At 53.2% G+C, this 25,232-nt stretch carries 21 protein-coding genes and 1 tRNA gene; 13 read left to right on the top strand and 9 right to left on the bottom strand.

What is annotated here, in order from left to right; genetic code table 11:
- Positions 1-4: 4 nt before the first annotated feature.
- The 4 genes from rpsT to ML541_RS16110 all read right to left on the bottom strand — a co-directional run bounded on the left by rpsT (position 5) and on the right by ML541_RS16110 (position 4,506).
- Positions 5-268: a 30S ribosomal protein S20 gene (gene rpsT, locus ML541_RS16125; RefSeq protein ID WP_243374433.1), complete on the bottom strand. Its 264-nt coding sequence runs from the start codon at positions 266-268 to the stop codon at positions 5-7.
- 592 nt (positions 269-860) lie between these two features.
- Positions 861-2,225: a multiheme c-type cytochrome gene (locus ML541_RS16120; protein ID WP_347710812.1), complete on the bottom strand. Its 1,365-nt coding sequence runs from the start codon at positions 2,223-2,225 to the stop codon at positions 861-863.
- 135 nt (positions 2,226-2,360) lie between these two features.
- The gene (locus tag ML541_RS16115; RefSeq protein ID WP_243374429.1) at positions 2,361-2,687 is read right to left on the bottom strand and encodes a hypothetical protein; all 327 of its coding nucleotides are present in this window, start codon (positions 2,685-2,687) and stop codon (positions 2,361-2,363) included.
- Between the two features lie 112 nt (positions 2,688-2,799).
- Positions 2,800-4,506, bottom strand: a complete 1,707-nt coding sequence (locus tag ML541_RS16110) for a DUF3373 domain-containing protein (RefSeq protein ID WP_243374427.1) — start codon at positions 4,504-4,506, stop codon at positions 2,800-2,802.
- A 300-nt stretch (positions 4,507-4,806) separates the two neighbouring features.
- Between ML541_RS16110 and miaB the strand changes: the two genes are divergently transcribed.
- The 9 genes from miaB to ML541_RS16065 all read left to right on the top strand — a co-directional run bounded on the left by miaB (position 4,807) and on the right by ML541_RS16065 (position 13,712).
- Complete coding sequence (miaB, locus tag ML541_RS16105; RefSeq protein ID WP_243374425.1) at positions 4,807-6,129, top strand: tRNA (N6-isopentenyl adenosine(37)-C2)-methylthiotransferase MiaB; 1,323 nt, start codon at positions 4,807-4,809, stop codon at positions 6,127-6,129.
- A 39-nt stretch (positions 6,130-6,168) separates the two neighbouring features.
- Complete coding sequence (locus tag ML541_RS16100) at positions 6,169-6,666, top strand: bifunctional nuclease family protein (protein WP_243374423.1); 498 nt, start codon at positions 6,169-6,171, stop codon at positions 6,664-6,666.
- 50 nt (positions 6,667-6,716) lie between these two features.
- Positions 6,717-7,787: a M42 family metallopeptidase gene (locus ML541_RS16095; RefSeq protein WP_243374421.1), complete on the top strand. Its 1,071-nt coding sequence runs from the start codon at positions 6,717-6,719 to the stop codon at positions 7,785-7,787.
- A 109-nt stretch (positions 7,788-7,896) separates the two neighbouring features.
- Positions 7,897-9,366 (top strand): IMP dehydrogenase, encoded by a 1,470-nt coding sequence (gene guaB, locus ML541_RS16090; RefSeq protein ID WP_243374419.1) that lies wholly within the window; start codon positions 7,897-7,899, stop codon positions 9,364-9,366.
- A gap of 173 nt (positions 9,367-9,539) precedes the next feature.
- Positions 9,540-11,102, top strand: coding sequence for a glutamine-hydrolyzing GMP synthase (gene guaA / locus ML541_RS16085; RefSeq protein ID WP_243374417.1), 1,563 nt, complete (start codon positions 9,540-9,542; stop codon positions 11,100-11,102).
- A gap of 44 nt (positions 11,103-11,146) precedes the next feature.
- Positions 11,147-11,791: an HAD-IA family hydrolase gene (locus ML541_RS16080; RefSeq protein WP_243374415.1), complete on the top strand. Its 645-nt coding sequence runs from the start codon at positions 11,147-11,149 to the stop codon at positions 11,789-11,791.
- Between the two features lie 85 nt (positions 11,792-11,876).
- Positions 11,877-12,191: a flagellar biosynthesis anti-sigma factor FlgM gene (gene flgM, locus ML541_RS16075; RefSeq protein ID WP_243374412.1), complete on the top strand. Its 315-nt coding sequence runs from the start codon at positions 11,877-11,879 to the stop codon at positions 12,189-12,191.
- An 85-nt stretch (positions 12,192-12,276) separates the two neighbouring features.
- Entirely contained in the window at positions 12,277-13,620 is a 1,344-nt protein-coding gene (locus ML541_RS16070; protein WP_243374410.1) for a CCA tRNA nucleotidyltransferase, read from the top strand.
- Between the two features lie 17 nt (positions 13,621-13,637).
- Positions 13,638-13,712 (top strand) — tRNA-Gly (locus tag ML541_RS16065).
- Between the two features lie 12 nt (positions 13,713-13,724).
- Here the strand turns inward: ML541_RS16065 and ML541_RS16060 are convergent.
- The 5 genes from ML541_RS16060 to ML541_RS16040 form a co-directional block, all read right to left on the bottom strand.
- Positions 13,725-15,236 carry a DUF3596 domain-containing protein gene (locus ML541_RS16060; protein ID WP_243374408.1) on the bottom strand — a complete coding sequence of 504 codons (1,512 nt, stop codon included), beginning with the start codon at positions 15,234-15,236 and terminating at the stop codon, positions 13,725-13,727.
- Between the two features lie 79 nt (positions 15,237-15,315).
- Complete coding sequence (locus tag ML541_RS16055) at positions 15,316-15,606, bottom strand: helix-turn-helix domain-containing protein (protein WP_243374407.1); 291 nt, start codon at positions 15,604-15,606, stop codon at positions 15,316-15,318.
- Positions 15,607-15,806: 200 nt separating this feature from the next.
- Positions 15,807-16,649, bottom strand: coding sequence for an integrase domain-containing protein (locus ML541_RS16050; RefSeq protein WP_243374406.1), 843 nt, complete (start codon positions 16,647-16,649; stop codon positions 15,807-15,809).
- Positions 16,650-16,712: 63 nt separating this feature from the next.
- On the bottom strand, positions 16,713-16,916 hold the full coding sequence (locus ML541_RS16045; protein ID WP_243374405.1) for a hypothetical protein: 204 nt from the start codon (positions 16,914-16,916) through the stop codon (positions 16,713-16,715).
- 888 nt (positions 16,917-17,804) lie between these two features.
- On the bottom strand, positions 17,805-18,074 hold the full coding sequence (locus ML541_RS16040; RefSeq protein ID WP_243374404.1) for a DNA polymerase III subunit beta: 270 nt from the start codon (positions 18,072-18,074) through the stop codon (positions 17,805-17,807).
- Between the two features lie 596 nt (positions 18,075-18,670).
- Between ML541_RS16040 and ML541_RS16035 the strand changes: the two genes are divergently transcribed.
- The 4 genes from ML541_RS16035 to ML541_RS16020 all read left to right on the top strand — a co-directional run bounded on the left by ML541_RS16035 (position 18,671) and on the right by ML541_RS16020 (position 25,168).
- The gene (locus tag ML541_RS16035; protein WP_243374403.1) at positions 18,671-22,390 is read left to right on the top strand and encodes an RHS repeat-associated core domain-containing protein; all 3,720 of its coding nucleotides are present in this window, start codon (positions 18,671-18,673) and stop codon (positions 22,388-22,390) included.
- A 2-nt stretch (positions 22,391-22,392) separates the two neighbouring features.
- Entirely contained in the window at positions 22,393-22,728 is a 336-nt protein-coding gene (locus ML541_RS16030; protein ID WP_243374402.1) for a hypothetical protein, read from the top strand.
- Between the two features lie 96 nt (positions 22,729-22,824).
- Positions 22,825-24,018 carry a hypothetical protein gene (locus ML541_RS16025; RefSeq protein WP_243374401.1) on the top strand — a complete coding sequence of 398 codons (1,194 nt, stop codon included), beginning with the start codon at positions 22,825-22,827 and terminating at the stop codon, positions 24,016-24,018.
- A 13-nt stretch (positions 24,019-24,031) separates the two neighbouring features.
- Positions 24,032-25,168 carry a hypothetical protein gene (locus ML541_RS16020; protein WP_243374400.1) on the top strand — a complete coding sequence of 379 codons (1,137 nt, stop codon included), beginning with the start codon at positions 24,032-24,034 and terminating at the stop codon, positions 25,166-25,168.
- Positions 25,169-25,232: the final 64 nt, after the last annotated feature.

Here is a 25,232-nt window from a genome sequence, read left to right as displayed (position 1 = left end):
GCGATCAGCCGAGGGTATTGACAAGCTTGGTGAGGCGCGAAACGTTGCGGGAAGCATTGGAGGTGTGAATAACACCTTTGGATGCTGCTCCGTCGATCACGGGAATTGCTGCTGCGAGCGCTTCTTTGGCAAGATTTGCATCCTTTGCGGCAACTGCTTCACGAACGCGCTTTATGAAAGTCCGCAGGGTGGAGCGGACGTGACGGTTTCTTTCTGTCCTTTTTTCCGTTTGCTTGATTCTCTTTAGAGCCGACTTATGGTTTGCCAAACTACACCTCCATTTATTTGAAAAAGACTGTGAATTTTCGAAAGGTAAATCTATAGCACTTATACGAAGGCCCTGTCAAGTAGAATATCTTTTTCCGCAAACAAAAAAGAGATTTTATTTGCCTTGCCATTCATTTGCTCTTCTGACGGTTTTTTGCCGTACCTGTCCGCTCATTTTCGTTTTGTCTTTACATGAAGGGAATCGTGGATGGCAATCAGGGCACATGGTTGCCATCCTGGATTGCAGAGCCATTTCCTGCTCACTGACAACCAGCCGGGAATACCCCATTTTGCGCATCATGCCGGAATTCCCATGGCAACTCCGACAGAAGGGCTCGTTATTTCCCCGGCAAAGGCGGGGAGCCACAATTAAAGACAAGATGATGAACAAAAATACTAAACCCTTATTTTCCCTTTTCCCCATAGGGGCTCCATAAGATGCCGCACCTGGTCTCAAAGTTGCGCTCTGTGATTATGTGATATGCATGAAATCAATCGATTGCCCGTTAACTGGAGCAACAATTCTGCTGCCACGGGGAAGTTCACAAAAAATGGGGCCGTGTGGCACGGCCCCGTTAACACATGAGGATTTATTACCACTCTTCTTTTTCTTTTTGTTTTTGAACAGCCTTATCGAAATAAATCGTGGGACTTGTCAGTTTCTGCACTTCCTTGCCCGAATAGCCAAGCTGCTTGAAATCCAGCACACCATTTGGCGCGTGGCAGTTTTCACAGGTCAATGCCTTCGTCTTGGTTACCAAGTGGCTGTTGGCGAAATAGATGGTTTGCCAGCCGGGAACCGGTTCATATTTTTTGATGCCCAGTGTTTTAGCGGCAGATGCAACGCCTGCCAGCGTATCACCTGTTGCCATGGGAGGGGCAAAATCCATGGACAGAAGCTGGCCGTTCAGTTTGTTGTAATAAGCTTTTGCCTGATAGACCTTGAAAGGATAAATCTTGCTGTTCTTGTCTTTCCTGCTCCCTTTTGGGCCAATAAAGTGCGGCTCGTTCTTCACTGTCTGGTTGTACCAGGCGTATACCGGTTTTAACTTGTTCGGATCCTTCTGCAGGGTAGTCGGCTCATAAAATCCATCCGGAAGCTTCGTCCATTTGGTGAAATCCTTTGAGTAGGCGCCACCGGTAGTGGGGATATGGCAGGTCTGGCAGGCGATCCTGGCTACATGGCGGTTGAAATCGGCATCCTTGTGGGGTTTTTCCCCATGGCATCCGGAGCAGTTCAGCCTTACACCATCATTAGCCCAGTTGTTGGGATCGAAGCCAGTGGGAATCTTGTGGTCCTTAGTCTTGTGACAGTCGACGCACACCATTTTTTTCGCGGCATGAACATCGTTCTCCGCATTAAAGGCAAATCCGCGTTTGATGAGATAACCGCCACCCGCAGTTTCATGGCAGGTCATGCAGTTTTTTACCGAAGGCTTGCCGATTGCCAGTGCTGCTTTCGTGCTTCTGTCCTGGGACATTACCACCTGTCCCTTTTCATTTGTATAGGGCTTCCTTTTGCTGTAGTCATACTCTGAAGAGTGACAAATCAGGCAATCGACTGCCGCTTCAGCTTTTGTCCCACAACTACCTACGTCGCACAGGTGATCTCCGGGATGACAGGTGTTGCATCCTGTCAGCTTAGATTTGCCCTTCTCATTTTTTGGCGTAGCCTTGAGGTTGTTGACGATGTCATTGCCGTTGCAGAAGGTGTAAATCCTGTTCTTCATCCCATATTCCTGTTTTGGGTCAAGATTATCGACATTCGTCACTTTTGAGGCATGTTTCCAGTGAACGGTATTGAGAAAATTTTTTGCTGTGCCGGGATGGCATTCTTCACAGGTTTCCGGTCCCTTGTAGCCGTTTTTTTCGATTGTTTCCCTGCCTGGATGGTCGGCTGCCATGACCTGGGCGGCGCCGAGCGATACATACAAAACAGTTGCCAGCAAACCCTTCATTGTCATCGTTCTGTCTCCTTTGGTAATTTAATTATCAATATATGATATATATTAATAATATAATGTTTGACTGAAAGAAAAACGCTGCAATTATGCAACTACAGCGATTTCACAGGCATAATTAGATGGACAGCATCAACAGCCTGCCGTCTTTCTGAAGTATTTGCTGACATTCTTGCCGTCGATGACCTCATATTTACAACGGATCTCGTCCCCTTCCACAATGCGGTGGTCTTTGAATTTATCCAGGGTCAGGTCGTCATTAACTGTGATTTCAATGGGGTTGCCGCTTTTGTTGTCCTTCAGGGTAGCGGTGGCTGTTTTTGCATCCTTACCGGCGATGTCGATTTTTGTAATAACGCCGACCATCTTGATTTCGTCGGCACTGGCCGAAGAGGTGAAGGATAGGCAGGCAATGCCGAAAACTGCTAAGACGATCATCACTGAAACCAGCTTTTTCATTTTTGTTGCTCCTTTTTTGGGGGGATTGCGCCTTTTCTCTGTGTATCGGCGCTTTTTCGTCTGTTACGGGCAAGCGAGGGGGGATTCCCCCCCGCTTCAGGTTCCGGTGGTACTAAAACTTGACTTCAAATGTGGCGTAGACGTTCTGGGCTTTCTTCACAGGGGTCAGAAGCATCATAGCATCCGGTTTGATGTCTGCGATTTTGACCGGTGCACCGACCCAGTTGTTGCTGCCGGTGTACTCGAAGTCGTAATACTGGTAGCCGAGACGGAAGAATACCTTGCTCAGGTAGGAGGAGATCGGCTGCAGCTTGAGTTCCTGGATCAGGTAGCCTTCGTAGACGTTGCCGCGGGTTCCCAGTTTGGAAGTGAGGATGTCATCTGCGGCGGGGTCAAAGGGCATCCAGTTTTTCGAGCCGTGGTTGAATTCGAAGCCGACTTTGGTGGCGGTGGGAGCGAAATCGTAACGAGCGCCTACGTAAGTGGCCCAGCCATCTTTCTGGTGGGGGGCTTCAGGTGCCAAGAAACCGCCGGTCATCAGGCCCTGGAAACCGGCCTGTGCAGAGACGTTGTTGTTAGGCTTGATGACGTTGTAACCGAAGTCACCGAAGAAATTGACGTTGCCGGGGCCGACATTTTTCAGGGTGCTCATGGCGCCGATGCCGTACCAGTCGATGGCGCCAAGATCAGCTTTGACGTGTGTGTTGCCGAAGGCGGTATTGTTCATGACCGGGAAATCGAAGATGTTGAAGGCGTGGTTCCACTGGGTCCAAATCCGGAGCGCGTCCGTGTCGTAAGGGATGACAGCCACGCCGAGCATATCGGTGTCGCGCAGGCTGTTGGTCGGTGAAGAGAAGCCGCTGTCAAAGGCCCGGCCGTAGCAGATCTTGGCGTAGGCGCCGGAAAGGGCGTCGATGTCCGGTGCATAACCGAGGGTGAAGCCGTCAAAGGCATAGTCGACCAGGAGGGCCGGAGTACCGCCGTTGCCCGGGCGTTCGTTGTTCATGCGCAGGTTGGAGGGAGCCCCGTTAGTGGATGGACGGCGACCAACAGAGAACCAGATCGGCTCATCGGCGATGTTGGACCAGGTGGCATAGGCGCGATCCACGTCCAGGAGGCTTGTGGAGGGAATATGTCCGAGCGTCCCGTCGAACACCCCGACACGATCGGCGAAGAAGGGTGAGCTGCCACCGTTGGTGACGGCTGAATCATCCTGGGAACCGAAGGTCTTATAGGCAAGGAGACGGACATTGACCGTTACGTCCTTGGTTGCCTTGGCATGGAGGTCAAGACCGAGACGGTTGGTATAGAGGGTGTCGTTTTTTGGTTTGTAGCTCGGCACAAAAGCTTTGCCCCCTAATGAAGTCAGGTAGGCAGCGGCGCCAGCTGGATCCCCGGCATAGGGCATTCCAGGTGCGGTAAGATAAGTGACGAGATTGCCCATCATGGCGTTTGGTGTGAGACCTGCGACCTGCCCGTAGCTGGTGGCGCTGAAAAGTCCTTGTGCCAGTGCGGTAGAAAAGAAACCTTGGGTTTTCGGGTCCTGCTGTGCGGCCCCCATGAATGTCGCAGCATTGGTGTATGCAGCTGTTTCACCACGGATGCTGTCCACACGGAACCGGTAATCACCGCCGATAGTCAGCCAATTTCCCAGGGATTTCCTTTCTGTTTTGTTTACCTGCTGCTTGAGGGCGTCCAGTTCCTTGGTCAGGGCATCCACTCTCTGCTGCAGGTCCTGGTCTGCTGCCATTGCTGACATCGGCAGTGCCAGTGCCAACAGCAACGAGCTTAGCAAGGTTCTCTTCCACATCGCTTTCATGTCTTCTCCTTTTGTTTTTTTTGTCCGGCAAGACCTCACGAGGCCTTATCGGCAGATGAACGGTTAACTTTAATTTAAAATTTACTTAATCATATATTCGATTTTATCGATGCAAAACATGGGCCCAAAGATGCATAGTTCTTTATATTCAAAAACATAGATATTTAGACACGACTCGTTTTTTTTTGCAACTGGTTTTATGGCTGCGCCATTTTACGGAAAGCGGTGCGGGGGGAATTAGATTGACGATGTGCTGAATAATTGAGTAATATCAAGCCAAATCACCGCTGAAGGATTAACGTGTCCAAAGAAAAACTGCTGTATCTGCAAACCTTCGGTTGCCAGATGAATGTCAGCGATTCCGAAAAGATCGCCGGGCTGCTGCAAGGCATCGGTTATCGCCCCACCAACGACTCTTCCCAGGCCGACCTGATCATTCTCAATACCTGCAGTGTCAGGGCCCGGGCCGAAGAGAAAGTCTACAATCACCTTGTCCAGTACAAGGGCCTGAAACGCAAGAAGCCCGGCGTGCTGTTGGGGGTCGGGGGGTGCGTGGCCCAGCAGGAAGGAGAGCGGCTGCTTTGTACTCTTCCCCACCTGGATTTCGTCTTCGGCACCCATAATCTGCACCTGCTGCCCGAACTGGTCCTCTCTGCCGAGAAGGGGGAGCGCCTGGCAGAAGTGAGCTTCATCGACAACGAGAAGCGCCTCGACCTTTTCCCCGCTGATACGGCTAATACGGGTGTTTCCCGTTTTGTTACCGTCACGCAGGGGTGCGACAATTTTTGCTCCTACTGCATCGTGCCGTATGTGCGGGGGCGGGAGATCAGCCGTCGTTCGGCTGAGATCATCGAGGAAATATCTCTCCTTGCCGCTAAGGGGGTGAAGGAAGTCACGCTTCTGGGCCAGAACGTCAATTCCTATGGTTTGAAAAACAGTGGTGAAATGGATTTCGTCACGCTGCTGCGAAAAGTTTGCGAGGTTTCAGGCATAGAGCGGTTGCGCTTTACTACGTCCCATCCAAAGGATTTTTCGCTGCAGCTCATCGATTGCTTTGCCGAACTGCCCAAATTATGCAAACATGTTCACCTGCCTGCCCAGGCGGGCAGCAATGCCGTCCTCTCCGCCATGAACCGGGGCTATACCCGAGAGGCGTATCTGTCCCTGGTCCGTCGCCTTAAGGAGGTTTCTCCCGGCATCCAGATCACCGGCGACATCATTGTCGGGTTCCCCGGCGAAACGGAGGCGAATTTCCAGGAAACCCTCTCCCTTCTCGAAGAGGTCCGCTACACTGACGTCTTTTCTTTCATCTACTCGAAGAGACCGGAAACAAGGGCGGCGAGCTATCAGGACCACGTGGATGCGGAAGAAAAACAGGCACGGTTGGACCGGTTACTGGCCCTGCAGCGGAAGATAACCCTTGAAAACAACAGGAGCTTTGTCGGTACCGTTCAGGAGGTGCTCGTGGAGGGGGAAAGCCGCCGGGGGGGACAGCTTTACGGGCGTATTTCCGGCAACAGGATCGTCAATCTTGCAGCAGACCCCGCATTGGTCGGGCAAATGGTCCGGGTGGCCATTACCACCGCCTATCAGAACTCGCTGCAGGGAGAGTTGTGCAGCTGATCGAGCCGGAAAGAATACCGAAACCTGCAAGGGAGCCACATGTACTATAAAATGAAAATATACGGGTTCGCACTGGACTCCATCGCCCAGATGCCGGTCATAATCCTCAAGGATGAGGCTGGGGAAAATTCCTTGCCGATCTGGATAAGCCAGCAGGAATCGGTGCCAGTAGCCTTGGAACTTATCAACAGGGATTTGCTAGGTGCCGGCTCTGGGGATCTGATGACGGCACTGATGCAGCAACTGCAGCTGAAGATAGAGTATATTGCCGTTGAAAGCCTTAAGGAAGGCATCTTCAACGCATCGGTCAGGTTCAGGGGCAAACGGAAAATGCACCGGGTAGAGGTCAAAGTGACCGAAGCCATGCTTGCCGCCTTGAAATACAAGCTGCCGGTCATGGTCCATGAAGATGTGGTCAGGGAAGCGCCCCTGCTGGATCTGAAGGAAGGAAAGTTCAAACCGGATAACGACGCCCGGCGATTCGTCGATTTCCTGGAGAAATTGGATCCTGCCGCAATGGGCAAGTATCCCATGTAAAGGCGGTTGATAGCTGATGGTTGATAACTAAGGTTTTATGGAGGTGTCTGATGCGCGATCTATCCTTTGAGTTTCTGGAGAACCTTCTGGCGGCACCCAGTCCTTCCGGTTACGAGCAGCCTGCCCAACGAATCTTCCGGTCCTATGTGGAGCCCTTTGCTTCGGTCACCACCGACGTCATGGGCAATGTCTTCGGTGCCATAGAGGGGGTCGGTGAGGATCGCCCCCGGGTCATGCTGGTGGGGCATTCCGACGAGATCGGCTTCCAGATCAAATACCTGGACGATAACGGTTTTATCTATTTCGGTGCCATCGGCGGTGTCGACCCCCATCTTTCCACCGGCCAGAGGGTCAATATCCATAGCCGCAACGGCATTATCTCCGGTGTCATCGGCAAGAAGCCCATTCACCTCATGGAGCCCAAGGACCGGGAAACGGTGGTCAAGCTGGATGCCCAGTACATCGATATCGGTGCTGCCAGCAGAAAAGAGGCGGAAGCCCTTGTTCGTGTGGGTGATCCGGTGACCTTTGCCGTGGGGCTGAGCAAACTTCAGGGGGATCGCGTCACCAGCCGCGGGTTCGACGACAAGGCGGGGAGTTTTGTCGTGGCCGAGGTACTGCGCCGGGTTGCCGAGTTGACCGACAAGCTCCAGGTGGACCTGTACGGCGTCTCGTCGGTCCAGGAGGAAGTGGGTCTTCGCGGCGGCACCACCAGCAGTTATACGGTCAATCCCCATATCGGCATCTGTGTCGAGGTCGATTTTGCAACCGACCAGCCCGACGTGGACAGGAAACACAACGGCGAAGTCAAGCTCGGCAAAGGACCCATTCTTCCCCGTGGCGCCAATATCAACCCAGCCCTTTTCGAACTTCTGGCAGAAACGGCGGCCGCAGAGAATATCCCGGTCCAGTTCACCGGCCTTCCCCGAGCCACCGGCACCGATGCCAACGTCATGCAGATCTCCAGGGGTGGGGTCGCCACTGCCCTGGTGAAAATTCCCCTGCGTTACATGCACACCCCCGTTGAGGTACTCTCACTTTCCGACCTGGAAAATGCCGTCCGGCTCATTGTCGCAACGCTCGGCAAAATCAAGGACAAAGAGGCTTTCATCCCTCGGTGATCGCCGAAGACATACACCTCCTTTAAACCCTTTTAACTTGACTTGATGGGGGGGGTGTACTAGCTTGTCTGGTTAATATTTAGACGTCTTTTGAGCAAAGGAGTTCGTAATGTTAGACAATAGCATCATTGAAGGTCTGACCTTCGACGACGTGCTGCTTCTACCTGCCCATTCCCAGATTCTCCCCCGCGATGTGGACCTCTCCACCCAGCTTTCCCGCAATATCCAACTGAATATTCCCCTGGTCAGCGCGGCCATGGATACCGTCACCGAATCCCGCGCCGCCATCAGCATGGCAAGGGAAGGGGGGATGGGCTTCATCCATAAGAACTTCTCCATCGCCGATCAGGCCATGGAGGTGGACAAGGTGAAAAAGAGCGAGTCGGGGATGATCGTCGATCCTATAACTATGCGCCCCAACCAGAAGATTCGCGAGGCCCTGGAGATCATGGCCAAGTACCGCATCTCGGGCGTGCCCATCACCAAGAGCAACGGCAAATTGGTCGGCATCCTCACTAACCGGGACCTGCGTTTCGAGACCAACCTGGATCTGCCCATTTCCGAGCGTATGACCAAGCGTAACCTGGTGACGGTGCCGGTGGGGACCACCCTTGAGCAGGCCAAGGAACATCTCAAGCACACCAGAGTGGAAAAACTGCTGGTGGTTGACAGCGACAAGAACCTCAAAGGGCTCATCACCATCAAAGACATTGAGAAGGTACGGAAGTATCCCAATGCCTGCAAGGACAGCCTTGGCCGCCTGCGGGTCGGCGGTGCCGTCGGGCCGACCGTCGACATGGAAGCCCGGATCGATGCACTGATGAAGGCCGGCGCTGATGCCATCGTCATCGATACCGCCCACGGTCATTCCCAGGGCGTTATCGACGCGGTGCGGCAGGCCAAGAATAATTTCCCCGGCATTGAGCTGATCGCCGGCAATATCGCCACCGCCGATGCGGCCGAAGCTCTGATCAAGGCCGGTGTCGATGCCATCAAGGTGGGGATCGGCCCTGGCTCCATCTGCACCACCAGGGTCGTTGCCGGTATCGGCGTCCCCCAGATAACCGCCATAGCCGAATGCGCCAAGGTGGCCCGCAAACACGGCGTTTCCCTCATTGCAGACGGCGGCATCAAGTTCTCCGGCGACATTACCAAGGCTGTCGCCGCCGGTGCCGATGTCATCATGGTCGGCTCTCTCTTTGCCGGGACCGAGGAATCGCCGGGCGATACCATCCTCTACCAGGGTCGTGCCTACAAGAGTTACCGCGGCATGGGTTCCATCGGTGCCATGAAGGAAGGGAGCAAGGACCGCTATTTCCAGAGTGATGTGGAAAGTGAAGTCAAGTTGGTACCGGAAGGCATTGAGGGCATGGTCCCCCTGCGCGGGCCACTTTCCGCCAACATTCACCAGCTGATGGGTGGGCTTCGGGCCGGCATGGGCTATACCGGTTGCAGGACCGTCAAGGAACTCCAGCAGAGCGGTCGTTTCGTCAAGATCACCGGCGCCGGGCTCAAGGAATCCCATGTGCACGATGTTATGATTACGAAGGAAGCACCCAACTACCGCATCGAAAAATAGTGCGAGTGCGATAAAGGTCCATCTGCTGCGTTACGCTTCCCCTCAGTCACTGCGGCGTAGCGCAGCTACGCCTCATTCCTTCGGGCTCGCAAGCCTTGCAGCTGGAGACTTTCTCACACTCGTAATTCTGGTGACAATTCCCACTGATAAACCTTTTAAGGACTGAAACTAATATGGCAGTTGATATACATGCGGAAAAAATACTGATCCTCGATTTTGGTTCACAGTACACCCAGTTGATTGCCCGGCGGGTGCGGGAAGCCCATGTCTACTGCGAGCTCCATCCTTTCGACATGGGAATGGCGGCGATTCGTTCCTTTGCTCCAAGCGGCATCATCCTCTCCGGTGGTCCCAAGTCCGTTTATGATGAGGGCGCGCCTGCCGTAGCCGAGGAGCTCTTCGAGCTGGGGGTGCCGGTGCTGGGAATTTGCTACGGCATGCAGCTCATGAGCCGCCACTTTGGCGGTGAAGTGGTGCCGGCGGGAAAAAGGGAGTTCGGCCATGCGGAGCTGCTGGCACAGGGAACGCCGGGGCCGCTCTTCGACGGGTTCTTCGTCGAGGGAAAAAGCCCAGTCTGGATGAGCCACGGCGACCATGTCTCGCGAGTGCCCGAGGGCTTTGAAGTGGTTGCCGGTACCGCCAACGCGCCAGTCTGCGCCATTCAGAGCCTGGCCCGCAACCTCTACGGCGTCCAGTTCCACCCGGAGGTGAACCATACACCCCAGGGTGAGCTGCTGATCGACACTTTTGTCCGCAAGGTCTGCGGCTGTTCCGGCAAATGGACTCCGGGACAGATCATTGAGGATGCTGTGGCCCGTATCAAGCAGCAGGTGGGGAGCGAGCGGGTTATTCTGGGGCTTTCAGGCGGCGTGGATTCGTCGGTGGCGGCAGCCCTGATCCACAGAGCCATCGGCGAACAGCTTACCTGCGTTTTCGTGGACAACGGCCTGCTCCGCTTAGCTGAAGGGGATCAGGTAATGGCTACCTTTGCCCAGAACCTTGGTGTCAAGGTTATCCGCGTGGACGCGGAAGAGCGCTTTCTGTCCGCCCTGGCCGGGGTGACCGATCCGGAAAAGAAGCGGAAGATAATTGGCGGCCTCTTCGTGGAGATCTTCGAGGAGGAGTCCAACAAGATCACCGATGCCCGCTGGCTGGCCCAAGGGACCATCTATCCCGACGTGATCGAGTCGGCCGGTGCCAAGACCGGCAAGGCCCACAACATCAAGAGCCATCACAACGTGGGGGGACTGCCAGAGCACATGAAGCTGAAGCTCTTGGAACCGCTCCGTGAACTGTTCAAGGACGAGGTGCGGGCAATCGGGGAAGAGCTGGGGCTGCCACACCAGATGGTCTGGCGCCATCCATTTCCGGGGCCGGGCCTGGGAGTGCGCATCCTGGGCGAGGTGCGGAAGGAATATGCCGACATCCTGCGCCAGGCGGACGCCATCTACATCGAAGAGCTCTACGCCGCTGACCACTATCACAAGATCAGCCAAGCCTTTGCCGTCTTTCTGCCGGTGAAGAGCGTCGGCGTCATGGGGGACGGCCGGACCTACGAATATGTGGTGGCCCTGCGGGCCGTCGAGACCAAGGACTTCATGACCGCCGGCTGGTACCCGCTCCCATACGAGGATCTGGCCCGTATCAGCAGCCGTATCATAAACGAGGTGAAGGGCATCAATCGGGTAGTCTACGATATCAGTTCCAAACCACCGGCAACAATCGAGTGGGAATAATGGAAGGGCGCCTTGTGCGCCCTTTTTGATCTTTGGAAGGGAATATGGAGAAAAAGAAGCTCATACTGTTTGACCTGGATGGCACTCTTTGCGATTCCCTGGAAGATCTCACCGATGCCGTCAACCATATGCGCACCGAATTCGGCTTGGGATCGCTGACCATGGAGCAGGTACGGCAACTGGTGGGGGAGGGGGCCGCCAACCTGGTCCGTGGCGCCCTTCCCGGTAAATCTCCCGCCGAATTGCGCAGGGGGCTGGAGAACTTCATCGCCTACAACAGCGCCCATATCGCCGATAAGACCATGCCCTATCCCGGCGTGCGTGAGACGCTTGCCATCCTCCATGACCAGGGGCGGCAGATGGCCGTGGTATCAAACAAGGCCGAAGCTTTGTGCCGAAAACTCCTCGCCGAGCTTGCTTTGGATAGGTACTTCATCGATATAGTTGGCGGCGACACGCTTCCTTTGCGCAAGCCCTATCCCGACCCGCTCCTGAAGGTCATGGCGGATGCCGGTATCCCGGCCGGCGAGGCGGTAATGGTCGGGGACAGCATTCATGATCTGCAAGCCGGCAAGGCTGCTGCCGTAACGACCATTGCCTGCCTCTATGGCTATGGCAATGAGAATGAGATCAAATCGGCCGATATGACAATCGATTCCTTTTCCCGGCTGCTGGCGCTACCCCTTTAATTTACTTTTCTCAAAAATTTCGCTAAAGTTTCATCAACTGCTGCCGAAAAGTTCAAGGATAGCTCTACAAACGGAGGCAAAGTTCATGAAAATCGAAGACAACAGCCCATCTACCGGGGTCGATCTCCTCAAGCACCAGAAGGTCGAGCAGGCCCAGACCAGTACAAAGATGGGAAAAGAGGCCGAGGCTGCTGCCAAAACAGACAAGAGTGGCGATACGGTCAACATAAGCGTCGGAGCGGAGCGGGTTAACAGAACCAGCTTCTCCCTGAAGGGTCCCGAAAGCTTCCGCGTCGACAAGGTGGCGGAAATACAATCGCAGATCGAAGCAGGCACCTATAAGGTGAGCGGCCGTGAGGTCGCTGAGAAACTGATCGCCTCCCTGTCAAAAACAAAATAGCAGCCCGGCACCATAGCCTGGAGAAGCCCGCCCAAAGCGGGCTTTTTTATTGCCGCCAACGGGAGTGTTGGGTAAACTTGAGCATATGGTTACAGCACTTAAAGACATCTTGCGGAGCGAGGGGGTACAGACTATAACGCGTCTGGCCCAAGAATTATCCATCGATGCCTATCTCGTCGGGGGCTCTGTACGCGATGCTTTGTTGGGGCGAGAGGTCAAGGACCTGGACTTTGCCCTGTCATCGGCATGCGGCGAGGTGGCACGGCGCTTTGCCGGCGAAATGGGTGCCGCCTTCTTTTGGCTGGACGAACCGCGGCAGCAGGCCCGGGTGGTGAATAATTCCGGCACCATGGCGACCTGCGACTTTGCCCTCCTGCGTGGCAGTTCAATCGAGAAAGATCTGCTGCTGCGCGATTTTACCATTAATGCCCTGGCCCGCCCCCTTAGTGGAAATGCCGAAGATATTATTGACGCGACAGGGGGGCTCAGAGATCTGCAAAGGGGCATTATTCGGGCTTGTAAGGATGACACCTTTATTGATGACCCGCTGCGCCTCCTGCGAGCTATACGATTTGCCGCGACCCTCGGCTATGAAATAGATGGGGAAACATTGCAGACCATCACCGATCAAAGCAATCTTCTCGAACGGGTGGCGGGAGAGCGCCTCAGGGATGAGCTGTTCCAGGTTCTTGCTGCGCCGCGCATCCACACCTGGCTGGCAATGCTTTTCGATTCCGGCCTTCTCCACGGGCTGCTTCCCCTTGCTTTGCTGAACGACCCTTTATCCGCCGGCGTGGCCGGACGTGGCCGGATCGATGAGCGGATCGGCAAAGCCAGGCGGGTGGAGGAAGTTGTCGCCGACCTTTCTCGTTTATTCCCAGAAGAGCAGGAACGGTTCATGGGACAGTTGAACAGGGAGGTTGAGGCGGGGGTGACGGTATTGTCCTTGGTGAAGCTGGCAGCCTTCATAGACGGCAACGCCTTTCCCGGCACTCTTGATTATCTTGCAGCGCGGTTGCGGCTCAGCAACATGACTCAACGGGTGCTGAAATTTCTGACTGAAAGGAGCGAGCTTCCCGCGGCCATTCCTGCTTTCGGCAACCGCCGGGCCATGTTCCGGTTCTTTCGGGACAACGAGCCTGCTGGCCCCGGGATCGTGCTCTTTGCCCTGGCCGAGGAAAAAGCATCGCCGGCCATCTGCCGGAGCCTCGCCTCCTATTTCCTTAACGAATACGAAGCAGGAGCCGCCGATCTCCTCCTTTCCGGGGGGGAGGTTATGCATCTCCTGGAAATCCCGCCCGGCAAGCCAGTAGGCGCGGCACTGGAGCTGCTGCGTGAAGCGGAAAGCCGCGGCATCGTCACCACCAGAGCCGAAGCAGAGGCATATCTCAGCAAAAACCTGTTGACAAAAGAGGAGCCCATAGGCTAAATATATCTTTCCATTAAGCGGGAATAACTCAGTGGTAGAGTGTCAGCTTCCCAAGCTGAAGGTCGCGGGTTCGAATCCCGTTTCCCGCTCCAGCAAATAATCAACTACTTCAAGTAGTTATCAGCATAGAGCCCCTGGCTTTGACCAAAACTTTGACCAAAAGTGGCGGCAAGGGCAGGGGCTTTTGCCATTACGGGTCTTGGCTCCACAGCCATCTTTCTTTGGTACCGTTCAGGAAAGGCAAGCTTTAACTCCTCTAGCGCCAGGAAATCCTCCCCCAAGAAGTTGAGGATATTCTCCTTCTCATCCACCAACCCCTGCCGGTATGCCCCGTAAACCTCGTCGATCATCTTCTTCGTCGAATGCCCCATCAGGTCCACCAGCCTGGTCTTGGTCATGCCGATCAGCAGGGACCACTGCACCAGGGTGTGGCGTGAGGCATAAGGAACCCTCGCCGGCAGCCCCGCTTGCTTTAGAGCCCTGTCCCAGACTGTTTTTCTGAAAGAGTCGTAGTTGAACGGCCTGCCGTCCTTCATGGTGAGGACAAAGCTGTTTGCCGGAAGAGTGATGTCGTTGGCGAACTCCACGAGCATCCCTGAGTGCGAAGCAGCCATTGCCTGGTCAAGGAGCTTTTCCAGCCTCCTTGTCATGGGAATCTCCCTTTTGCGGAACCAGTTCTTCGGCTTGAATTTCAGATACTGAAGCCCCGCCTTGTCCTTTACCACCGAACAACGCACGCGCAGAGCATCCTGGGCCACATGCTGCTTCTGCAACCCCTCAAGCTCCGAGCCAATCAAGCCCAGCAGAAGCAGCTCCATTACCGGCAGGTAGTGGGGATCAACGAAAGAGAGTAGGCGCTGCCATTCCGCCAGGAGAAACACCTCCCTGCTCGATACAGTCTCCTCCGAGAGCCCATGTACCACCAACAGCCGCTCCTTTTCCTGTAAAGCCCGGTCTTTGAGTTCCTTGTACTTCTCAGAGACCGCCGAAAAGGGGCTTCGCAACTGCCAATTGTGGTCATTGCACGCAGCCTCCCAGATCTTCATCATAGGAGCCAGAATGTTCTTCACCCGTTTCACCGAAAGAGGCTTCGTCTTCCTACCGTTCCGGTAAGACCGCTTCAGATTGTCAATGAACAGTTCCACTTCCGTCGCCGTAATTCGGCTGAACGGCATCCCCTTAAAGTGGGGGAGCACCCGGGAATTCAGCGCTTCCCGATAATCCCGCTGTTTGGTCACCGAAGCAAACGTCGGAATTTTCCGTTCCATCCAGGAAAAAGCGTAATCGCCGAACAGCACATCCTCCGGCTCCGGGTGATATTCATGCCCCTCCAGGGCACTGAAATGCGCCTTAGTGGCATCATCCAGCCAATAGAAGGTCTTTGCAAAGCAGAAGGTCCTTCTCTTGATCTTCTCCCCAACCTTTGTCAGAAACCCGCACAGTTCCTCCCAGTTCTCAGGAGTATCCAATTTGTCCGTAGGAAACCGCAGGCGCTGTTTATAGTAGTTCAGGGAGATGTAGATGTACCGGGAGTCCTTCATGGTGTACAGGCTGCCAAAGGCAGGCTTCACATGCCACGGTTTACTACCGTCACAAACAACTTTATTCTTCGCCATCTATGATCCTTTCATAGGCTACCTCCCTCCGGCTGATTTTTCGTTTGCGGGAAAAACGATAGCCCTTTCTGCAAAAATTTCAAGCTTTGTATTTGATGCCCACCCGGTTCCCCTTGCGGCTGACAAGGTGCGGCCGGGGAGGGGGCGGCTCCGGGCTCAGATCCCTGATGAGCTTTTCCGCTTGGTCCGTGTCCCAGAGAAAGAGGTATCGTCTCCCTTGCCGTGCAAAATGCCGCCCTTGCACCAATCTGCCGTTTCTGATCATCTCCCGCACCGTGTTAACGCAGAGCCCTACGCGTGAAGCATACTCAGCCAGATTCAACAGTTGCGGCTCATTGCCGCCTATGTGGGGAGCTGTATCCTTTGCCATCATCAAACCCTGTCGTGCAATTCTTTACATATGGTATGTGCAGGGCGTAAGACAAAAATGGAGGCAAACCAGCTATAGAGCAGCCGCTGGAGCGGGGTGGACGGCAAAAGATGATTGGTTTTTGATCGCGGCCATAAAAAAAAGCCCCGTAGCGGCAATGCCACTACGGGGCTTTTTTCTTCCGCCCTGTCGGGCGGGGATCAGTTTTTTGGTATATAGAAACCGGGCGATCGCTCTTCACCATGTCCAAGCTCCTTCATCAACTCCTGCTTGGACATTCCGTGCTTTGCGCTCTCTTGGGCGTATGTATGACGCATACTATGCATGTGGGCCTTGTTTTCCTTGGTACCGCCAAGGTTACGCCACATGGTGCGTTGTGCGTCATACGCCTCTTTGAGAGTCAACTCAGGGGGCATGATTCTCCCGCTCTTGGAACCAAGGGCAGTGGCGACCTGATCGGCAATCTGGACTGCCTTCAATTGTTGGTCAGTCCGGACTTCAAGGGCACGCGGCCTGCCTCCTTTTGCACCGGAAACCTGCAGATAGAGCTTGCCATCCATGGACCCTACCCTGGATAGAAGGCTTTCTTTCGCCCGCAAGCCAAAGGCCTCCCGCAATTCTGCAGCGGCATGCATCATCATGGCTACCCTGTCGCCTTTTCCAGCCATTGCCGCCACCTCAGCCCTAATCTCCTGCACTTTTTCGTAGTTGGCTATCACCGGCCTCATCCTTAACCGAGCAACGCCAAACTCACCATTGGTCTTCGGCACAATATTGGCCTTCCCAATGGCTGCAGCGAGCATTCTTATTGCCGACAGGTGGTTGCATATGGCTCCGTTGGAGGCGCCGCGAGTCTTCAAATCATCGACATATGCGGCTATCATCGCTGGTTTCAAATTCTCTATACGTTCCAGCCCGTACCTGTTTTGGACCCAGTGTGCAAAACCTTTCAGATGCTGCAGGTTTGCTTCCCGCGTCAACTTTGCTTTCCCCCATTGTTTGCCGATTGTGCTGAGAGCCTGCGTCGAAAGTGGTTTTCCCATAGTCTCACCCTCCTTGTAGTGGCGCTCGTGTGCGCCGAATCCGGTTGAGTGTAGGCGTCCTCCTTACCCGTGAAGGGTAGGGCGATCTGACACCGACGATGCCTTGGCAGTCGGGGTGACAGGTCTTCTCCACGGCTGCACCTGGGTAAGAGCGTCTGCTCCGCCAGTGTGCCTGTCGAAGGCCGACAGGGTGAAGTGGACAGTGCCGATGATCCCTGGGGAATTCATCGCACGATGGAGGGATGGTGGTGGGATAGCTTTCGCCATAGGCCCCTGGCGGGGCCGCCAATGCCGGAATGCAAATTCCGTCACTGGCACGTCATTGGGGAAAGTGGGGTGGAGATGGCTGGATTTTATGTAAAATCCTTCCGCGTCACTTGCGGTAAAAACCGCGCAAGTGACGCGGAAGAAAGGCGCTTCACCATTGCAGCAGGTGTTTCTCTGATCCCGGCGTCCCTATACAGACGTGCGTAGAGTCAGCACCTGCTGCTCTCTGTCCCACGGGAACAGTGTGGTTGTCACAGGAATTGGTGAAGGAATGTAAGGCAATAAAAAGCCCCTTGTACCGTAGGCGCAAGGGGGGCCGTTTGCCTCATTCGTGTGGCGGGCGCAACGAGAGTTGCAGCCTCGCATTGAAGGGGTTCAGCAAGATGCTGAACAGTGTGGAGTCGGGAAGGTTGGAACAACCCTTCGCCTGGTTCCGGGTCATCATGAGTCCACCCTGGTACCGGCGTGAGACCCTTCAGGCCCTCGTTCTCCGTGATCGGCGGGCAGCTTTTTTAAACCTTTCAAGAAGGTCGCCACTTCATACCGTCACTGACGTTTTCTCCTTGCCATCGGAGCGTTAAGACACCGGGGCGTAGCCGGTGAATATGGTCCCAAAAATCGGGAGTCGTAGAGAATATGGGGATATTTTCTGCCTCTCTTTAATGAAAGTCAAGAGTCTTTTTTCTGGTTATTTTGACACCATGTGCGCTTGCTGCCAGTGGGCCACAAAGATTTTCCATGAGCATCTTGTCCAAAGGCTATACCGTCAATCCAGTCACGCTTAGACAGTCGGTTCTCTGCGTAAGATCATTGAGTAGCGAGACGGCTTCCTGAAAGGTGTTCCCATCATTCCAGCTCAATGCTGGTTTCTTCGCACAGCTTCCAGTGTCATATCAGCCGCCTTCCTCTGCGTTCTATCATTTGGGTGAAACGATTGGGGGGAGTGAGCGGAATCAGATCAAGCGGGACATTAATCTCATCCTCGAGGCGGGCAGCAAGCTCGTACAACTTCCAGCCAGGGACACCATCACAGGCAAGATCAATATCTCTTGCAGCTTCGGGATGTTCGTGGGCGCTACCAAAAAGGATCAGGCGAGTTGCACCGTAGCTTTTGGCAAGGGCCGTAATTTTATCCAACTGTGCCTGATTGAAGGCCATTGCATACCTCCGTTCATCCTGTGAGTGTGAGTATTGCGCCGGTCCGACAAAAGCGCAACCTGTATCCGCATTTGGAAGCTCATTTCTGCACTAAACGAAGGCGGACGGGATGTTATTCTTCCCCTGCAAGTCAGTACAATATACCTGCATCGTATAACCAATCGTCTAGAATCTCCATTTTCTCAATTATTGAATATTCCCCCGTTTCTAACTTTCTTCCGCAGTCCAAACCTTCCTCATTAGATGATTATATTCATAAACAAGTTGAAAAGCTCCTCCCAAACCTAATATATTGGCACAAATTTATGTAATAAAATCAATTAGGTGTAAAAAATTTTTACACCTGTAAAATTTTTTTACACCTCTCTGTAATTTGTGCCAGTTGTGGCACGCCACCTTGCGAATTATTCAAGGAGTCAAAATAAATGCTGAGAAGAATATTTAATTCTGCCTGCTATTGGATTGTATGGCCTGCTCTTTTTGTCCTGACCGTTTTTCAGTCTTCTAGTTGCCTAGCAGCCACCGCCTGCAATTCTTTTGGGGGTGTCACCTCTTTCGGCATAGAAATGGTTGCAGACCAATGTGTCCCTGAAGGCATGAATGACAACACAATAACTCATTATGTCGATACCATGGTCCAGTGCAGTGACCCCACAGTCACATCGGAGGCATCATACGGCGATGATCAGATGTCTCCGGCATCGCTTATAAATTATTGGAAAAGTGCCGGATACAAGGTTTTCCGTAACAAGGAAGGGACGCACATTGTCGCGATCAACAGTTACTACAACGGCACCATTGATGGCAAAAGCATGTCAAGCTACGCGACCGGACAGGTTTATACCGATGTGTTCAAGGAAGGCTTTGTTCTCCCTCCGACTCCTGATTGTAAAGGCGGCGATGCCAACAGGCCGCCCATGGAGCAGTGCGGCAACTCCACCGTCAACATGCAGAGTGGTCGTCTTTCCCATGGGCAGGAACTCTTCGCCACCAAAAGCACCCAACCGCTTGCCCTCAATGTTTCCCTTTATTACCGCAGCATCCAGTTTGCCCCGAGCGCTATCGGCAACGGTTGGAGCCATAGTTATGAAATGTCCCTGCAAAACGGGGCTGGAAACAGCAAGGTCTTCTGGTATCAGGGAACGCGCCGTATCTACAACAACTACAACGGCACCTACATCTCGCCAAGAGGAGATTTCTCAACCCTGGCCAAGAATGGCGACAACACCTTCACTATCACCGAGAAGGATGGCCTAAAGCGCAACTTCGACACTGCTGGAACGGCCACAACTATCGTTGACTGCAACGGCAACACGCTCACCCTTACCTACACCAGCGGCAAACTGGCCAGCGTCACCGACCCGAACGGGCGAATCGCCACCTTTGCATACGACGGCAACGGTAAGCTCTACACCGTCACAGATCCGAAGAATAACGTCTACACCTTCACCTACACCAGCGGCAGCCTGACCAGCGTTACCCATCCGGATACCGGCCAATGGGTCTACACCTACGGCACCAACGGCCTCATGGCCACTAAAGCCGACCCGGAGAATAACGGCGTCAGCTACAGCTACGACACCAACAACCGTATGTCTTCCACAACCGACCCGGTCGGAAAGAGCCGCAGTTACGGTTTCCCTGCTCCAGCCGCCAACACCGGCAAGATACCTGATCCATACCCGGTCATCGTGCTTCCACCGAAACAGCTCGTCTTCACCGAAAAGGACGGCAACGGCTGGACCTACGTCTACGACACCCTGACCGAAACCATCAAGAGCAAGACCGACCCTCTCAATAACACCACCAGCTACACCTACGACAACCAGGGGAACATGCTCACCAAAACCGAACCGGGCATCGGCACCACCACCTATACTTACGATGCCAAGGGAAACATCCTGACCCTGAAAGACCCGCTCAACCAGACTACCACCTACACCTACAACAGCTTAAACCAGGTACTAACCATAACCGGCGCACCGGGGAACACCACCAATACCTACGATGCTAAGGGGAACCTCCTCACCACCACAGACCCGAGTGGAGCACTCACCCAGTATGGCTACGACAGCAAAGGGAATCTTACCACCATCACCGATGCACGGAACAAGGTGACGACGCTCGCCTATGACGCCGCAACCAATAATCTGACCTCCATAACCCTGCCGACTACTGGGATCATCCAGTTCACCTATGACGCAGACGGCAATATCCTCACCATGACCGATGCCGCCAACAAGGTCACGACCTATACCTATGACAGCAGGAACAGACTGGCCACTGTCACCGATCCGCTCAACAAGGTCACCACCTACACCTACGACAAGAACGGCAATCCGGCCACCCAGACCGATGCCAATAACAAGGTCACGACATATACCTACGATTTCCAGGAGCAGCTTACCAGCGTCAAGGATGCCCTGAATAACATTACCAGCTTCACCTATGGCATTGCCGGGTGCCCTGCCTGTACCGGCGTTGATCAGTTGACTGCACTTACCGATGCCAAGACCCAGAAGACAAGCTGGACTTACGACAAGCTTGGGCGACTGACAACAGAAGCCGATCCGCTCACCAAGACAACCAGCTTTGCTTACGGTGTAACGCCAAGTCCATCCTCGAAGACCGATGCCAACAACGCCACAACCAGCTATACCTACGATAACCTGCAAAGACTCACTCAAAAGACTTATCCCGATACCACCACGGAAAGCTACACTTACGACAGCCGGAACAACATCTTGACAGCCACCAATGCCAATATTTCCTACACCTTTACTTATGACGGCGCAAACCGCATTAAAACTGCAACGGATAATCGCGGTTACTCTATAAATTACGACTACGACGGTAACGGCAATCGAACCAAGCTGGCCCTACAGCCGGGTACCGCCAACGAGCGTATCATCAACTATACTTATGACGACGGCAGCAGCTTGGCCACCATGACCACCCCTGCCGGACTCTTCACCTTCGGTTACGACCTGAACAACCGAAGAACCTCGCTCGCCTACCCTAACCAGATAACCGCCACCTACAGCTACGACGATAGCGGGAGGCTTACCGGCCTCACTCACCTCCGCTCCGACAGCTCAGTTGTCACCAGCGCCGGTTACACCCTCGACAACGTCGGCAACCGCACCGCCAAGACCGGCACCAGCAGTGAAACCTACACCTACGACAGCACCTACCGCATCCTCCAGGCGGTCACTCCCAGGGGAGCGGAAAACTTCACCTATGATGCCGTGGGGAATCGTCTCAGCGGCCCCGGTCCACGAGACACGAGTTACCAGCACGACGCAGCCAACCGTATGACCAAAGGGCGGCAGTACACCTACACCTACGATAACAACGGCAACCAGCTAACGAGAACGACCGCTAACCCTGACAAGAACTGGACGCTAAGCTGGGATTACGAGAACCGACTGGCCAAGATGGAGCGCATCAAGGGAACAGAGAAGCGGACCATCACCTTCAAATACGACCCGTTCGGCAGGAGAATCGAGAAGAGCCTCACCAGCATTATCGATGGTGTCACCAAGACCACCACGACCACCTATGTCTACGATGACGAAGACATTGCCATCGAAATCACAAATGATGGCACCACAACCACCACGAACCGTTACATCCATGGCCCCGGCAATGATGAGCCGTTGGTTTTGGAAAGAAACGGCCAGTTCTACTTTTATCACGCCGACGGCCTTGGCAGCGTTACCGCCATCACCGACGTCAGCAGGAACGTTGTCCAGCGCTACACCTATGATTCGTTCGGCAATACGCGACCCACGACGAGCTTCCAGAACAACTATCAATACACATCTAGGGAAAGAGACCCAGAGACAGGGCTTTTCTACTACAGGGCAAGGTACTATGATCCGGTAGAAGGCAGATTTATCCAAAAAGACCCCATTGGTTTTGAAGGCGGGGTAAATGTTTATAATTACACCGACAATGACCCCCAAAATTGGACTGACCCCGAAGGTTTAGACCCGAGAACTCCGGGTGGCGGGATAAATGACACAAACCCCGTTACTCGCTGCCATGTGAACCCTCATAATGATCCATGTGAGAATGCCATAGGAGGAGCCGCGATTGGAGGTTCCTTGGTATGCCTAACTGTAGGGCCTGCCTTTACTGGCTGGCGATGGATGCCTAATGCAAAAGGGTTTGAAAAGAAGTGGTCAGATGACTTTAGGACAGGTTGGCATAGACTCCCGAGAGGTAATTATCCGGGAGCTGGCAGAAATTTACCCCATTTTCATAGAAGACCGGGAATTGGAAAACACAGGCCATGGGAAGGAGGGTGGTAGCCATGAGTCCAATCCTATTCCCTGTTTTTGTGTTAGAAATTGAGACTGGTGATATTAAGTTGATAAACGATGAAATCAATCTCAAGATTTTAATTGAAGAGTTTTTAGATATTCTGTCAACCGACTTCAAATTTTGGGATAAGAATGGTTATCAATTGATATTTGGAAAACAATTTTTAACAAATGGAACCAGCTCCTTTGAAAGAAGTCAGCAAACATTTGAACAAGAACTTAGGTCATGTTTGTTAAACCTCGCTAGGCGAAAAGGTAAAAAGTTAATAGGGTTAGAGAAGCGAAGCTTGGTTGATATTTATTCGATGGTCGATAATGATTTATAGATTTTTTTAAAAAAATATCGAGTTGGTTTTGTTGTGAAAGCCTACGCATGGCGTAATCAGCGATTCCATATGTCATCAAATTCGGTGAGGAATAACATGAAGAGTATTTTTGGGGTTGTGGCATTGATCCTTTGTTCGGTTCTGACAGTCGCTGACCTTGCCTTTGCCGCCACAGATGGCATATACCAGTTAACCGAAGTCACCTCCTCAGAAGCATGGGACGGCACCGATGCCGTGCTGCCGCAGGCTCCCACCGCCGATTACGATGCCGTATTCGGCGACGATGCCTACCTGACCTACACCCTCCCAGCCTCATTCTCGGGGTTCACCTTCTACCGCCAACCATACAGCCAGATTGCCGTAGACACGAACGGCAATATCTGGTTTGGCTATGCCGGTTCAGCCTATTCCTTCAGCTTGCCCTTAGCCGGGAAAGGACCGGTCATCTCTGCTTGGAACAGCGACCTGTCATCCTATGCCGCTGGCGGGGTTTTTATCCAACATAAGAGCAATCCGGAACGTGTGGTCATCGAGTGGCAGACGGAGACCTTCACCGACGAGGGAAGCACTCTCTTGAACGATTTCGAAGTCGTGCTTTTTGCCGACGGCAAGATTCGCATCGACTACAGGGACTTTCAGGCAGGGAACGTCAAGGATTTCGGTTCCGGTATATCGAAGGATGATGGCACCCATTACCTTAGCGTTACCACCGAATACGGGAACGTCTATTCTTTGGCAGGGCGGTATTTCCAGTTCGTGGACGTATCACAGCCGACCAACAACACCTTGAGTATAGCTTTCTCCGGCACAGGGAGCGGCACTGTCACCAGTACGCCCGCGGGAATCGCCTGTAACACCAGCTGCGATGCTCAGTTCTCGACAGGAACACAGGTAACACTGCACCCGGCGCCTTCCGCGTACTCATTATTCACCGGTTGGGCCAACGGAGCATGCAGCGGGACAGGGGATTGTCTGCTGACCCTGAATACCGACACCACCGTAACCGCAGCCTTTGATTACGATGCCACCCATCAGGTTAAAATTAATGATGGCACCAACAATTACTATTCGAGCATTCAAAGCGCCTATAACGCCGCAGCAGGCGGAGCAACTCTCAACCTTTGGGCTATCAGTTATACTGAAACCTTAAGCTGCAATCTACCTATCTCTGTCACGTTGCAAGGCGGGTTTGATAGCACCTATTCAACGATTGTTGGGGATACTGTTTTGGACGGTTCTTTGAGCATTACAGATGGAACGGTAACTACTGATGGATTGACTATTAAATAGCCGGAAGGATACCATGGCATACCGAATGATGTGGGAAGTAGAAGTAACTCACGAAGGATTGGGCAAGTATCGAAATATCCGCGGTTCAGACCCATATGTCGTCGAGCAGAAGGCGGCGTATCAGAAACAGCAATGGGATGAGCAGTGGCAACGTAAACTACAAGCAGACCTTCGCGCTCAAGAGCGGCAGAGCGCTGCGATGCAACGAGCGGCCGAAAAAGAAGAGGCACAGCGATATAAGGAAGAAAGGGCAGAAGAAGCCCTTGAAAGAGACACTGAAGCTAAGAAGACCATAGAGGCTTTAAAAAACGTCCTCAACCATACCCTTTACATAAATGACGCCATAGATTGGAACAAACTCAAAGATAAAAGCTCCTTTAACGAGCTTCCTCCGAAACTTATACTCATACCAGCACCCGAAAGCCAACCTACACCAGCTGAGCCGCACCCATCGGAAGTTCCGCCTAAACCAAAGCCAGCAATTAGACCTGCCCCTCCGAAAGAAAGTGCTGAAAAGTATCAGCCAACCTTTGGCTTTCTGGATCGGTTTTTCACTTCGCGCAAGGCCAGCAAGGTTAAAGTTGCAGAGGAACTCTTCATACGCGACTATGCGGCATATACTACTGAGTGTAAGAAGCTTGACGAGGAGGATGCTAATGAGCTTATGAAATGGGAGGCTAGGAAGGGACAAATTGAAAGCCGAAATGCCACAACACGTGCAGACTGGGCGAGAACAGTTGAAAGGATAAAAATCGAAAACGAAAACAGAAGAACCTACTGGGAGAAAAGCTGCGAAAACCTTCGGGCTGAGCATGAAAAAGCAGTGAAAGAGTGGGAACAGCGAAGGGAAAAGTTTTACGAGCAGCAAAAATTGACTAATGCAGCCATAGACAAAAATTATCAGGATTATCTGGCAAAGGACCAGGGCGCTGTCCTCGATTACTGTGACTCCGTTCTCAGCAATTCCATTTACCCAGATTACTTCCCGAAGGAATGGGACTTGGACTACAACGCTGAGACCCGCACCTTGGTTGTCGAATACGACCTTCCTGCCCCCGAAGGCCTGCCGACATTGAAAGAAGTTCAGTATATCAGGTCTTTGAAAAACTATTACTATTTGAGCCCCAGTAGGTACAGTTTTATGTTATGATGCTGCGCATAATTCTTTGATATTGCTGGAGAAAAAGTATGCGCGGGTTTGAAGAACAATCTGA

This window comes from Geotalea sp. SG265 (assembly GCF_022808985.1).
GTDB lineage: Bacteria > Desulfobacterota > Desulfuromonadia > Geobacterales > Geobacteraceae > Geotalea.
The sequence above is the reverse complement of the archived record's forward strand: the minus strand, read 5'-3'. Positions and strand labels throughout refer to the sequence as shown.